Annotated in this window: 9 protein-coding genes; 7 read left to right on the top strand and 2 right to left on the bottom strand. The window is 61.0% G+C overall.

Going from position 1 to position 12,830, the window contains the following annotated elements; all coding sequences use genetic code 11:
* Positions 1-83: 83 nt before the first annotated feature.
* Positions 84-4,634, bottom strand: a complete 4,551-nt coding sequence (locus AAZU54_RS19625) for a hypothetical protein (RefSeq protein ID WP_434727540.1) — start codon at positions 4,632-4,634, stop codon at positions 84-86.
* Positions 4,635-4,822: 188 nt separating this feature from the next.
* Here AAZU54_RS19625 and exaC point away from each other — a divergent pair, with 188 nt between their 5' ends.
* From exaC to AAZU54_RS19590, 7 genes are all read left to right on the top strand, one after another.
* On the top strand, positions 4,823-6,343 hold the full coding sequence (gene exaC / locus AAZU54_RS19620) for an acetaldehyde dehydrogenase ExaC (RefSeq protein WP_434727539.1): 1,521 nt from the start codon (positions 4,823-4,825) through the stop codon (positions 6,341-6,343).
* Positions 6,344-6,447: 104 nt separating this feature from the next.
* Complete coding sequence (gene pqqA / locus AAZU54_RS19615; RefSeq protein ID WP_009394664.1) at positions 6,448-6,519, top strand: pyrroloquinoline quinone precursor peptide PqqA; 72 nt, start codon at positions 6,448-6,450, stop codon at positions 6,517-6,519.
* 108 nt (positions 6,520-6,627) lie between these two features.
* Positions 6,628-7,791 (top strand): alcohol dehydrogenase-like regulatory protein ErcA, encoded by a 1,164-nt coding sequence (gene ercA / locus AAZU54_RS19610; RefSeq protein WP_405129260.1) that lies wholly within the window; start codon positions 6,628-6,630, stop codon positions 7,789-7,791.
* Positions 7,775-9,439 carry a hybrid sensor histidine kinase/response regulator gene (locus AAZU54_RS19605; protein WP_186555764.1) on the top strand — a complete coding sequence of 555 codons (1,665 nt, stop codon included), beginning with the start codon at positions 7,775-7,777 and terminating at the stop codon, positions 9,437-9,439. Before ercA ends, AAZU54_RS19605 begins: the two co-directional genes overlap by 17 nt.
* 216 nt (positions 9,440-9,655) lie before the next feature.
* Complete coding sequence (locus tag AAZU54_RS19600; protein ID WP_186555765.1) at positions 9,656-10,060, top strand: TraR/DksA family transcriptional regulator; 405 nt, start codon at positions 9,656-9,658, stop codon at positions 10,058-10,060.
* A gap of 329 nt (positions 10,061-10,389) precedes the next feature.
* Complete coding sequence (locus AAZU54_RS19595) at positions 10,390-12,009, top strand: methyl-accepting chemotaxis protein (protein ID WP_434727538.1); 1,620 nt, start codon at positions 10,390-10,392, stop codon at positions 12,007-12,009.
* A gap of 118 nt (positions 12,010-12,127) precedes the next feature.
* Positions 12,128-12,322, top strand: coding sequence for a hypothetical protein (locus tag AAZU54_RS19590; RefSeq protein WP_434727537.1), 195 nt, complete (start codon positions 12,128-12,130; stop codon positions 12,320-12,322).
* A gap of 8 nt (positions 12,323-12,330) precedes the next feature.
* Here AAZU54_RS19590 and AAZU54_RS19585 read toward each other — a convergent pair whose 3' ends face one another.
* Positions 12,331-12,627 (bottom strand): hypothetical protein, encoded by a 297-nt coding sequence (locus AAZU54_RS19585; protein WP_186555793.1) that lies wholly within the window; start codon positions 12,625-12,627, stop codon positions 12,331-12,333.
* Positions 12,628-12,830 lie beyond the last annotated feature (203 nt).

Here is a 12,830-nt window from a genome sequence, read left to right as displayed (position 1 = left end):
CGTGCTTGGGGACCTGCGAATGGCTTCGCTTGCACCGGCCGCTTCTGAGCAAGGGCAGGGCGCTGGCACGCCCTGCCTGAGAATCACGTGTCGAAGAAGTACTTCTGCGCCGCAGCAGATGTTATCGGTGCGCGGTACACGGCAACCTGCCTGCCGGTGGCCGGATCTTTGCCCTGCTGCCCGGCGATATGCCGCTGTGCTGCAGTTTTCAAATGGCCGGCGGTGAACTGCGGTTTGGCCGTGCTGTTGGCTGCGTAGTGAAAATGCGCATACCACAGGGTGCGCTCCTGGTGTTCGATGGCGTACTCGTCGAGAAAGTCGTCAGGCCTGCCCTTGATCTTGGCCAAGTGTCTACGCCCGGGAATGCGCCTTATGGTCACCTGGCCGTGGTCGACCAGATATTGCACTTCGGCCATGCGAGGCGGCTGAGCCAGTGCTGCACGTGTGCGCAGGGCGAGCGCCTGTTGCTCGAATTGGCTGGCCAGGCGGTCTAGCGCTTTGGTCACTTGGGTGGCGCTTAGGCCCTGGTGCGCCTCGTCGACTTGATTGTGCTCGGTCAGGCGTTGTTCGATGGCAGCGACGTGGCTGCGTAACCTGTCGCGCTGATGCTGTACCAACTCTTCGAGCTCGACTGGCAGGTAGTTGCTGGCGCTGGGCAACTCAAGCTTGGCTACTTGCTGGCGCGCATCGGCCATTAGGCTGGTGCTTTGTGTGAGCAACTGCGCCAGTGGTTGGCGATTGTCTGGCGTTGGTGCGACAGGCGCGGTCACTTCGCGCCAGGCACCTTGCTCCAGCCGGTAAGTCTGTGTGGGGCCTTGGCCTTCAAGGCCGGCAATGTCCACGACATTGCTGTCTTCGGCGCTTGGATCGCCGAGTAACAGTCCATGCTCGCTGGTTTCGATCAGACCGGGTAATTGGTGACGCAGTTGCGCCAGGCTGTTGGTCGGCGGGTAGTTGGGCAGTTCACCCAAGTCTTGACCGAGTTTTTCCAGGATCGACTCTAGCGCTTTGTTCAGTTGCCCCAGGGTTGCAATGGCTGGCGGCGCATCCTTGTACAGAACGGTGAGGTTTCCCAGTTGCCGTTTGGCGGCGCGAAACTGTTGGTCGATGCTGCGCAGCAATCGGACTTGCACCTCCTCGCTCAGGTCAGTGCGCTCGAACAGTTTCAGTCGCTGGGAGATGCCCAGCTGCAAGTTGGTCCAGCAGCGCTGCAGCCAAAAGGCGGCGTCGTAGTTGATCACACTGTGTACCAGAATCATGCGATTGACCAACGCCTCCAGCCGTAGAAAGCGCAGTGACAGGGCTTTTTCGGGGCCTGCGTTGACGTGGCAAGCTTGACGATGAGCTTCGGCGATATCGGAACGGGTGCGGCTGGCCATCTTGCCTAATTCCTGCTGGCGAACGCCCAGTGCATCGAGGTTACTGATCCGCTCTTCCAGCAACGGCATCATTTCAGTGAGGCAATCGCCCGCCTGACCAAGTTCAGTGGCGGTCAGCTCTTCACCGGCCTGCTGGCGCCGGGCAAAGCCAAGCAGTTGCTCCCTCTTCGGTCGCCAGAGTTTGCGCAAGATCAATTCGATGACCTGCAGGCACAGGCTGTCTTGACGCAGGCCATGGGCGCGCAGGGTTGCATAATCACGCAGCGGAGCGAGGGCATTGCGTGCATCGGCATGGCGCACATGCTCGGACCAGAAGGCCGAGACGTTGCGGGTGGTCTCCAGGCTGCTGGTCAGAGCGTTGTTGGCAGCGGAGGTGGTTGCAAGGTCGGTTGCCACCTTCAACATCTTGTCCATCAATACTGAGGTGGCCTTGTCGTCGTCGAGCTGCTTATTGATGGCCTCGCACTGTTGAGCAATACGTTCATTGCGTTGGCGCAGGCGTTCTGTCAGCGGCATACCGCCGCGCAGGCGCAGGCCCAGGTCCAATTGCCAGCGCCCGACCGGGTCGCGTTGTAGCCAGGGGCCAAGCGCCTGCGCAGAGGTTTGTCCGACTATACGCCCCTGGTTCTGTTCAGCGTCCAGAATGACCCCGTAGACCTTGCCTTCAAGGACCACCCACAAGCTGCCCTGGTGTAGGTACAACCCCCGCAGTGGGCCATGGCTGATCGCCGGACCCAGCTCGTGGTAGGTCAGAGGGCTCTGCAGCTGTTGCAGGGCTGTGCGTTGAGTTGGGGAAAGCCCCTGATGCGGGCGGGACCAGTTGAAGTCCAGCACTGGCGGCAGGGGTGAAGTCTGTTCGATGGCCGCAGGCGGGTTGGCAAGCGCTGGCTCACTGACAGGCAAGCGTGGTGGCGGATCCTCTTCCAGGCGCAGGCGCAGTACTGAATGTGAGAACAACAGGGTGGCGACATTGATCAGCAGATTGACCAGCGCCAGACGCTGATCACTTGGGTCGCTTTGTGGTTCGAGGTTGACGTAATCGGCCAGGGCGACTTCCATCTGCACCAGCCAGGCCGCCCGGCCCAAGGTTTCCCCGGCCAGCGGCAAGAGGGTATTGAACAGCAGCCAGCCAAGCTCTTTCCAGCGGTTCCAGCGGCTTTGCGCACTGGTGCTGGAATGCTCGCGAAAACGTTGGATGGATTCGTCCACGCAGGCTTTATAAAGGGCCTGTTCAGGATGCATCACGGGGTCATCCATTGTCAGGCTGACCGGCGCCGGCGTACTGAACGGTACTGCGCTGGTGTCTGCCAGTGGGTAAAACAGATGCGGCTCGAGAAAACCGCCATGGGCATAGTACTTGCGATCCTCCGCAGGCAGCCGTTGGAGCAGGTCGTTTTGCAGTTCGCCGGGGCTGCTGATGGCGACGAACAGGGCCATGCGGTCGGCAAACTCCAGCAACGGCTGGGGGTGTAGCGGTCGATACAGCAGGCAAGGTGTCTGGCCGGGTTGCCTGGCTTCGATCAACCAGGCGTTCATCGGTCGGTCCGGGCTGGCTCCGGTCTCCTTGATGAAGCCTAGCGGGCGTAGTACCCAGTTCGGCGCCTCATCAACTCCGGCGGGGGCGAAGACTTGAGCGATGCGCTCAGGTGCATCTGCGCTGATACTTTGCCCGCGCAGGTGCAACTCCAAGGCCAGGCTTGGCAGTTGCGAGCGCAACTGGTTGCCCAGCAGGCGTTCGCGTTCCTGGCGGCTGACAGGGTCATTGAGCAGTAGTGTTGCCAGCAGTTGCGGATAACGGGTGGCGATATCGAGCTGGCTGATGAGGGTGCGCAGGTAGGCCTCGCTCATCCAGCTTGGCAGCGCCTGGTCGTTGTTAGAGCGCAATTCCACTCGGCCAGGTTTGAGCAGGCCGAGGTTACCGATGGCCAACTGCGCCAACGACAGCTCGACCCTGCGTACCTCTCCTGTGATCAGTGGCGCGCCTTGCGCCGGGGTGGCGGCGGCGATGGTCTGGTAGTTGACCACCTTGACCCGCTCAGGGTCGAGCGTGCTGCCAGGGTGGTCGAGGGCAAAGCGCGCGGCCATCGTTCGATTGGCGAATTGTTCCGCGGTGTCGACATCGTGCAACCAGAACGTGCCGTTGGCGTGCTGATAATCCTGCGCCACGTCGAGCAGCAGGGTGCTGTAGCGAATCAGTTGGCTAGCTGGAGCATTGCGCAACCAGTCTGGCAAACGATTGATCAGCGCTTGGCGTTGCTGCGCCTCAGCGCCATTGCACAAGTCGAGCATCGCCGTCAGGCGGTCCAGGTCAAGCCCCAGGGTGAGTGCGTCATAACTGGATTGGTAGCGCGGTGCCAATTGATCGATCAGGCGTAATTGTTGATGCAGCATGGCAGCGGCCTGTTCTTCGAACACCTGCCCCAGCGAAGGTGTAATGGTCACTTGTGGCGACAGTGCCGCTACCTCGGCCGGCCAGTGTCTGGCAATGGCCTTGAGCATTGCTTCACGCGAGGTGACCGGATACAGAATCGAACCCAGGGTGAACAGCAGGTGGACGGATTGCCCTGGGCTGGCACTGGCGTTTTCGATCAGTACGGCGCTGGCCAGGTCCGCGTCGATGAAGCCTAAGGGCGAAAAGTCGACTGCCAGCTGGGAAACTTTCAAGGCGTTGGCCTCGGGTCGCAGCTGGCGCTGGCTGTGGTCTGGGTACTGTTGCACCAGGCGGGCAATGCTGATGGCAATTGGCGACGAGGTGGCATCCTGCTGTTTTGCGTCGACGCTCAGCTTGAACTGTTCTTGCAGGTACTGTGCATACCATCCCCAAGGCGTTTGGCCGTTGCGATCGAAGCGGCTCCAGTAACTGGCCAGGGCCTGCTTGTAGGCTTCCAGCAAGAATGGCGCGCACTGGTTGATCAGCAGTTCGACCCCGTGCAGGTCGATAATGACCTTGGCGCTTGGGTCACCGTCCTGGCGCGTGCAAAGGCTGTCTTCGCCTTCGATCAGGTTGAGTGTGCGCCGCAGGCAGTAGCGTTCGACCAACACCTGCGCCAGCGGGCGGATCCAGGCTCGTCCTGCCGATGTCTGACTGACCAGGTAAAGGCTCAGCGGATCATGCTTGGCGCTGAGGCGCCGTGCCGACCACTGCTCGCGCAAGATCGCGCTAGCGACTTCGATCAGGGCTGGGCGTGTACTAAAGCGTTTGGCAACCTGGCAATCCAGGCCGCTGTATTGGGCAAGGCGTTGATGCAGATCCATGAGGGTTCCAGCGGTTTGTTGATGGACCTGTATCAAGCCTTTGAGCTTGGGTTGATGGGTGTTAACCGGTTGATACCAAGGAACCAGTCAAGTGCGCCCATCGGCTGATTCGTCGGCGCGGCCGGCGTCCCTAGAATCCAGACACCGCCTGTCAGCGCGACAGGCCCAGTCCAGCCGAGGCTCTTCCCATGATCTACGCCGCACCCGGCACCCCCGGTGCCCTCGTTCAGTTCAGATTGCGCTATGGCAACTACATCGGCGGTGAGTTCGTTGCGCCGGTTGCCGGTGAATACTTCACCAATTCATCACCGGTCAATGGCCAGCCGATCGCCGAGTTCCCCCGTTCCGGCGCCGCTGATATCGAGCGTGCACTGGATGCCGCACACGCCGCTGCCGATGCCTGGGGCCGAACCTCGGTGCAGGAGCGCTCGCTGATCTTGCTGAAGATCGCCGATCGCATCGAGGCCAACCTTGAGAAGCTGGCGATCACCGAAACCTGGGACAACGGCAAGGCCATCCGCGAGACGCTCAATGCCGATGTGCCGCTGGCGGCGGATCACTTTCGTTACTTCGCCGGCTGCATCCGCGCCCAGGAAGGCGGCGCTGCCGAGATCAATGACGGCACTGTGGCTTATCACTTCCACGAACCGTTGGGGGTGGTTGGGCAAATCATTCCGTGGAACTTCCCACTGCTGATGGCCGCCTGGAAGCTCGCGCCGGCCTTGGCTGCGGGTAACTGCGTGGTGCTCAAACCGGCCGAGCAGACCCCGCAATCGATCACCCTGCTGGCCGAACTGGTCGGCGATCTGCTGCCTGCCGGCGTATTCAACATCGTCCATGGTTTGGGCCGTGAAGCGGGCGAGGCGCTGGCCACCAGCAAACGCATCGCCAAGATCGCCTTTACCGGCTCCACCCCGGTAGGCTCGCACATCATGAAATGCGCAGCCGAAAACATCATTCCTTCCACGGTGGAGCTGGGCGGCAAGTCGCCGAACATCTTCTTCGAGGACATCCTGCAAGCCGAACCTGCCTTTATCGACAAGGCCGCCGAAGGGCTGGTGCTGGCGTTCTTCAACCAGGGCGAGGTGTGTACTTGTCCGTCGCGGGCGCTGGTGCAGGAGTCGATCTACCCGCAATTCATCCAGGTGGTGCTGGAAAAGATCAAACAGATCAAGCGCGGCAACCCGCTGGACACCGCGACCATGGTCGGCGCCCAGGCCTCCGAGCAGCAGTTCGACAAGATTCTCTCCTACCTTGAAATTGCCGAGCAGGAGGGCGCTGAGCTGCTGACTGGCGGCCAGGCCGAGCGACTTGAGGGTGAGCTTGCCAGCGGTTATTACATCCAGCCGACCCTGCTCAAGGGCAATAACCAGATGCGCGTGTTCCAGGAGGAAATCTTCGGGCCGGTGGTCAGCATCACCACCTTCAAGGATGAGACCGAGGCGCTGGCGATTGCCAACGATACCGAGTTTGGCCTCGGGGCCGGGGTGTGGACCCGCGACATCAATCGCGCCTATCGCATGGGGCGGGGGATCAAGGCTGGCCGAGTGTGGACCAACTGCTACCATCTGTATCCGGCCCACGCCGCTTTCGGCGGCTACAAGAAATCCGGCGTAGGCCGTGAAACCCACAAGATGATGCTCGACCACTACCAGCAGACCAAGAACCTACTGGTCAGTTACGACATCAATCCCCTGGGCTTCTTTTGATCGGTATGGGTAGTAACCGGTCCTAAAGTAGCAATGGCAGTGCACCGGAAACGGTGTATCAATAAACGCACCGCAATCTCGTGGTGCCAGAAGAGGATGAACCTATGTGGAAAAAGCCCGCGTTCACTGATCTGCGTATCGGTTTCGAAGTGACCATGTACTTCGCCAACCGTTGATCCTCCAGGCGCCGGTCGCTGTGTGCGGCGGCCGGCGCTCACCTGGATTACAAACCCTGCTGGATGCTTTAGGCTCAGGAACACTACGACAAGAACAATAGGCGTTGCATGAGCCCTAATCTGAGCCAGTTGCGCAAGTTCGTTTCCCCCGAAATCATCTTTGGTGCCGGTTGCAGGCACCATGTCGCCAACTACGCCCGCACGTTCGGTGCGCGCAAGGTGCTGCTGGTCAGCGACCCGGGTGTGGTGGCTGCCGGATGGGTGGCCGATATCGAAGCCAGTCTGCAAGGGCAGGGCATCGACTACTGCCTGTACACCGACGTCTCGCCCAATCCGCGGGTCGAAGAGGTGATGGCCGGCGCCGAGCGTTACCGCAGCGAACAGTGCGATGTGATCGTCGCCGTCGGCGGCGGTAGCCCGATGGACTGCGCCAAGGGTATTGGCATCGTAGTCGCCCACGGCCGGCACATTCTTGAGTTCGAAGGGGTCGACACCATTCGCGTGCCGAGCCCGCCGCTGATCCTGATCCCCACCACGGCGGGCACCTCTGCCGATGTTTCGCAGTTCGTGATCATTTCCAACCAGCAACAGCGGATGAAGTTTTCCATCGTCAGCAAGGCAGTGGTGCCGGATGTGTCGTTGATCGACCCCGAAACCACCTTGAGCATGGATCCGTTCCTGTCTGCCTGCACCGGCATCGATGCCCTGGTGCATGCCATCGAGGCGTTCGTCTCTACCGGCCACGGGCCGCTGACCGACCCGCATGCACTGGAGGCGATGCGCCTGATCAATGGCAACCTGGTGCAGATGATCGCCAGCCCCAACGATATCGCCCTGCGCGAAAAAGTCATGCTGGGCAGCATGCAGGCGGGCCTGGCGTTTTCCAATGCCATCCTCGGTGCGGTGCATGCAATGTCGCATAGCCTGGGCGGCTTTCTCGATCTGCCGCATGGGCTGTGCAATGCGGTGCTGGTCGAGCATGTGGTGGCGTTCAACTACAGCGCCGCGCCAGATCGCTTCAAGGTGATCGCCCAAACCTTGGGTATCGATTGCCGTGGCCTGAACCATGAGCAGGTACGCAAGCGCTTGGTCGAGCATCTGATCGCCCTCAAGCATGCGGTGGGTTTCCATGAAACGCTTGGCTTGCACGGGGTGGGTAGCAGCGATATCCCGTTTTTGTCGCGTCACGCCATGGATGACCCGTGCATCCTCACCAACCCGAGGAACTCCAGCCTGCGTGATGTCGAGGTGGTGTATGGCGAGGCCCTCTGAGCCCAGCGCCGATGCCCTGGCTGGGCTGCTGGGGTTGTCCAACCACACCGTGCGCAAGAGCCATTATCCGGAACTGGCGGTGCGCCTGGAGGAGTTGGAGGCAGAGCGCAATCGCTACAAGTGGCTGTTCGAGCACGCGGTACATGGGATCTTCCAGGCCAGCTTGGAGCAAGGCATGCGGGCGGCTAACCCTGCCTTGGCGCGCATGCTCGGCTTCGATCAGCCGCAGGCGTTGCTGTTCTCGCGCAGCGACCTGGCCAGCTTGTTATTCGACCGTGGCACTGATGAGCTGCAGGAGATTGTCCAGGTGCTGCAGCGCGAGCATGCCCTGCTGGGCTATGAGACCCGCTTGCGCCGGCGTGACGGCAGCAGCATCGATGTGTTGATGAACCTGCTGCTGCGTCCGGATGAGGTGGGCGTAGTAGAAGGGTTTGTCGCAGATATCACCGAGCGCAAGCAGGCCCAGGCCCATTTGCAGCAACTCAACGACCAGCTTGAGCTGCGGGTCGCCGAACGCACCAACGAACTGATCGAGGCACGTGACGCTGCGCAAGCGGCCAACCTGAGCAAGGACAAGTACCTGGCCGCCGCCAGTCATGACCTGCTGCAACCGCTCAATGCTGCCCGGCTGCTGATCTCGACCCTGCGCGAGCGGCCCTTGGCCCAGGCAGAAGGATTGCTGGTCGAGCGGGCGCACCAGGCGCTGGAAGGCGCCGAAGACCTGCTCACCGACCTGCTCGACATCTCCCGCCTGGATCAGGCGGCGATCAAGCCTGACCTGGACTACTACCGCCTGGACGATCTGCTGCTGCCCCTGGATTCGGAATTCCAGTCGGTGGCCGAGGCTGCAGGGCTGGCTTTGCGGGTGCGGGGTGGCCAGCGTGTGGTGCGTACCGATATGCGTCTGCTGACGCGCATCCTGCGTAATTTCTTGAGCAATGCCTGTCGTTACACCGAGCACGGTCGGGTGCTGATGGGCTGGCGCCAGCGCGGTGAGCGGCTGCGCATCGAGGTTTGGGACAGTGGCCGGGGTATTGCTGCGGATCGGCTGCAATCGATCTTCCTGGAATTCAACCAGCTCGATGTCGGCCGCGCTGTCGACCGCAAAGGCGTGGGTTTGGGCTTGGCGATCGTCGAGCGCATTGCGCGGATCCTGGATTGCCGCATCGATGTCCGGTCTTGGCCGGGGCGCGGCTCGGTGTTCAGTATTGAAGTGCCGTTATCCAATGAGCAGCCCGCCCAGGGCAGCCTGTCCCTGCCTCAGGCCCGTGTCGGCGACCCGCTGCCTGGGCGACGCCTGCTGGTACTGGACAATGAGTTGAGCATCCGCCAGAGCATGGCTGCGCTGCTTGCCCAATGGGGATGCGAGGTGGTTACTGCGGGAGATCTGGACGAATCGTTGCAGGTGTTGCAGGATCGCCCCCCAGAACTGGTGCTGGCGGACTTTCACCTCGACCATGGCCTGACCGGCTGCGATGTGGTCCGCGACTTGAGGTCGCACTTCGCCTGCGCCATCCCGGCAGTGATGATCACCGCCGATCGCAGCGAGCAAAGTCGGCGCGCCATGCAGCGGCTCAAGGCACCTCTGCTGAACAAACCGGTCAAACCGGGCAAATTGCGTGCGGTCTTGAGCCAATTGTTAGGGTAGGGCCTGGCATAGGTAGGAGATATCTGGCCGATGGGCGGATTCCGCGTCATTTCGGACAATTGCAGGCTAATCCCTGTTGCCCCGTGCGACGTGTCGCCTTAGACTGCCGCCCCCTGTAAAAGAGTGCCGGTTGGCGCTTGAAGAATTCCGTTGCCCTCGCACTGGCGTGGGCGACATTTGAATCGCCCAAATGCACATTTTTTCATAGAGAAATCGATGACCAAGGAACAGTTGCTGGCCATGTCGGCCGATGACTACATGAACGCTGAACAGCTGGAGTTCTTCACCCAGCTGCTGCAAGCGATGAAGGTAGATACCCACGAGCGCATCGAGCAGAGCCGCATTACCATTGAAAGCCTGGATACCCCTTCGGACCCAGCTGACGTGGCATCGGTCGAGGAAGAGCGTCACTGGCTGGTCAACGGCATCGAGCGCGACCAGCGCCTGCTGCCGCAGCTGGAGATGGCCCTGGGCCGTATTGGTGACGACAGCTTTGGCTGGTGCGAAGACAGCGGCGAGCCAATTGGCCTGCAGCGCTTGCTGATCAGCCCGACCACCAAGTACTGCATCGAAGCCCAAGAGCGCCACGAGCAGATCGGCCGCCACCAGCGCCAGATCTGATCCAGCGTTTGTCGCATGGCCCCACGGAGCGATCCCTGGGGCTTTTTGCGTTTTCTTGCCCGTCCATGGTCTTTACGTCCCCGCTGCCGGCCCCTTCGCGGGCAAGCCCGCTCCCACAGGCACTGCGCTGACTCACCAAACCACGCGGGCCCTGTAGGAGCGGGCTTGCCCGCGAAGCGCCGCGCTAGCGGAGCCATCTTCAGCGCAGCGCTATATCCTGAGCCATCCATAAGCTTGTCCTGCGTCAACCCCTAGCCCCTTACCTCCTAAAGAGCCATAGATAATGGCCTAATAGTGGCGTTTAATGGCCGCATAATAACGACACACGGATGACCACGAAGATGATGCGAGAAGGATCTCTGCCCGCCAGCCAATCACTCCAGCCGACACCTGGCCGAATCCCTGTCACCGTCGCCCTGTTGCAAGGCCTGGCGCTGGGCGTTGTGCTGGCCGCGATGGCCTTTGCTCAACTGCCGTTCTATCTGGCGTTACCCTTGGCGTTGTTGGTGCTGTGGATCCCGCTCTGGCGCCGTAAGCCAGCGGCTGCCGACGTCGCCGAGCAGCCATTACCCATGCCCCACGATCTGACCCAGAGCTTGGCGCGCAATACCACGCATAACGCGCTGTCCGCCGCTGCCATGGCGTTTTCGGTACAGCAGCTGGCCACGCGCTTGCAGTCGCAGTTGGGCGCCGCCTCGCGAATCGTCGACAGTGCGCAGATCATGATCGGTACCGAGAAGGCCACCGCCCAGCTCAGCCAGCAAGCCCTGGACGCCGCACGTACTGCGCATGTCAGCAGCGCTGCGGGTCGCGAGGTACTGGCCGACTCGATCCAGCGCATGCATCAGCTCAGCACTCGCGCAACCGCCAGCCGCGAGTTGATCGAAGCGTTGCATCAGCGCAGCGAGGACATCGCCCGGGTCACCCTGGTGATTCAGGCCATCGCCAGCCAGACCAACTTGCTGGCGCTCAACGCCGCCATCGAGGCCGCCCGTGCGGGTGAGCATGGGCGTGGCTTCGCGGTCGTCGCCGACGAGGTGCGGGGGCTGGCGGGGCGTACTGCGGCAGCTACCGGCGAAGTGGGAGAGATGGTGGCCGATATTCAGGCGCGTACCGCCCAGGTGGTCGAGCAGATCCGCAACTTGGCCGGCGATCTGAGTAGCGGCCTGGAGCAGGTCGAAGATACTGGCGAGCAGCTGACTCAGATTGCCCAGCTTGCCGCCAGCGTGGAGCACCAAGTGGGTGAGATCGCCGAGGGTACCGCAGTCAACCAAGTGCAACTGGACAACTTGTTTCAAGCGGTGGGGCAGGTGCGCGCCGACCTTGAACTCAGTGACCAGCAGACCCAGTGCCTGGCCCAGGCAGCGGTGCAGATGGAGAGCCAGGCCGAAGCGCTCAGCGAACGCCTGGCCGAAGTCGGTCTGGATGACTATCACCAGCGCATTTTCGACTTGGCTATGCGGGGGGCACAGGCGATTGGCGAGCGCTTCGAGCAGGATATCGAGCAAGGTCTCATCAGCCTGGATGATTTGTTCGATCGCCGCTATCAGCCTATCCCCGGCATGCGCCCACCGCGTTTCAACACGCGTTTTGATCAGTACACCGACAGTGTGCTGCCAGGCATCCAGGAGCCGCTGCTGACCCAACACGAGGGCATGGTCTATGCCATCGCCTGCACCCCAGAAGGTTACGTGCCCACCCACAATGCGGCGTTCAGCCTGCCGCTCACCGGTGATGAGGCCCATGACACCGCGCACAATCGCAGCAAACGGCTGTTCGATGACCGCACTGGCATACGCTGCGGCAGTCATCAGCAGCGCCTGCTGTTGCAGACCTACAGCCGCGATACTGCTGAGCTGATGCACGATCTGTCGGTACCGGTATTCGTCAAAGGCCGGCACTGGGGTGGTTTGCGCCTGGGTTATCGACCCGAGCCTGGGCTCGATTGAACCCTGGGTTTATTGCTGTTGGCGCAAAACAGCAGTACGGGCGAGTGCTTTTATTCAGCCCCGAGCGGGCGTATCATAGCTATATCGTTAGGTTGCTAATTAAATTCCGGAGGGGATTATGCATAGCCGAGTCGATGTTGCCGTAATGATAGGCTCCGGGGTGCCTGCTACCTTCAAGGCCATGGGGCGTAGGGTGTGTTGGGTGGTGTTGGTCAATGGCGAGCGGCGTGGTACGGCGTTCGCCAGCCGCGGCGAAGCGCTCGAGTGTCAGGCCGTCTGGATGGCTCAGCTAGCCAAGGGGCAGGCAGCCTGAGGGTTGCCTCATCGTTCAAGATGGCGAGCCAGTTCACAGGCATCCTGGTGACGCCGCCTGAAGCCCTTGACTCGCCCAGTTGAGCTTTCGGTAACATGAAAGAAGGCGATACCGGCCGGGATTACCACGAAACGCGGCTCTTTTTTGTCCCGATAGAGGTAAGAAATTTCTTTCACCTCTCGACGGATTTCGGTGTTTTCGTGCATATTTCGTCCCTTGTAATGCGCTGATGAATGCTGAGGCCCATTCTGTGGGGGCCTGCTGTTATCTATTGCATCTTTTCTGGCATTGCTGTTGTCAGACATTACGCTTCCCTAATGGGGAAAACTGCCGTTATCAGGTTGTGACGCTTTGGCTGGCGAGCTGGAGTAATAATTCCTGCGCGACGTATCGCCAATGTTCACAGACCCATCGTGCATGGTTTTAATAATCTTTTAAGCATCGTTTAGAAATGACCGCGCCGCTCCGGGGTTCCGAAGGGGTGCGCATGTAACCGGTTTGAGGAACT

The sequence above is a fragment of the Pseudomonas sp. Je.1.5.c genome (assembly GCF_051129895.1).
GTDB lineage: Bacteria > Pseudomonadota > Gammaproteobacteria > Pseudomonadales > Pseudomonadaceae > Aquipseudomonas > Aquipseudomonas urmiensis.
Note: the sequence above shows the minus strand (reverse complement) of the source record. Positions and strands in the feature narration are given on the sequence as shown.

Coding starts and splice junctions, on each gene's coding strand:
- AAZU54_RS19605 (WP_186555764.1), top strand. CDS start 7,775: ATGGCGAGGCCCTCTGAGCCCAGCGCCGATGCCCTGGCTGGGCTGCTG.
- AAZU54_RS19600 (WP_186555765.1), top strand. CDS start 9,656: ATGACCAAGGAACAGTTGCTGGCCATGTCGGCCGATGACTACATGAAC.
- AAZU54_RS19595 (WP_434727538.1), top strand. CDS start 10,390: ATGACCACGAAGATGATGCGAGAAGGATCTCTGCCCGCCAGCCAATCA.
- ercA (WP_405129260.1), top strand. CDS start 6,628: ATGAGCCCTAATCTGAGCCAGTTGCGCAAGTTCGTTTCCCCCGAAATC.
- AAZU54_RS19590 (WP_434727537.1), top strand. CDS start 12,128: ATGCATAGCCGAGTCGATGTTGCCGTAATGATAGGCTCCGGGGTGCCT.
- AAZU54_RS19625 (WP_434727540.1), bottom strand. CDS start 4,634: ATGGATCTGCATCAACGCCTTGCCCAATACAGCGGCCTGGATTGCCAG.
- exaC (WP_434727539.1), top strand. CDS start 4,823: ATGATCTACGCCGCACCCGGCACCCCCGGTGCCCTCGTTCAGTTCAGA.
- AAZU54_RS19585 (WP_186555793.1), bottom strand. CDS start 12,627: ATGTCTGACAACAGCAATGCCAGAAAAGATGCAATAGATAACAGCAGG.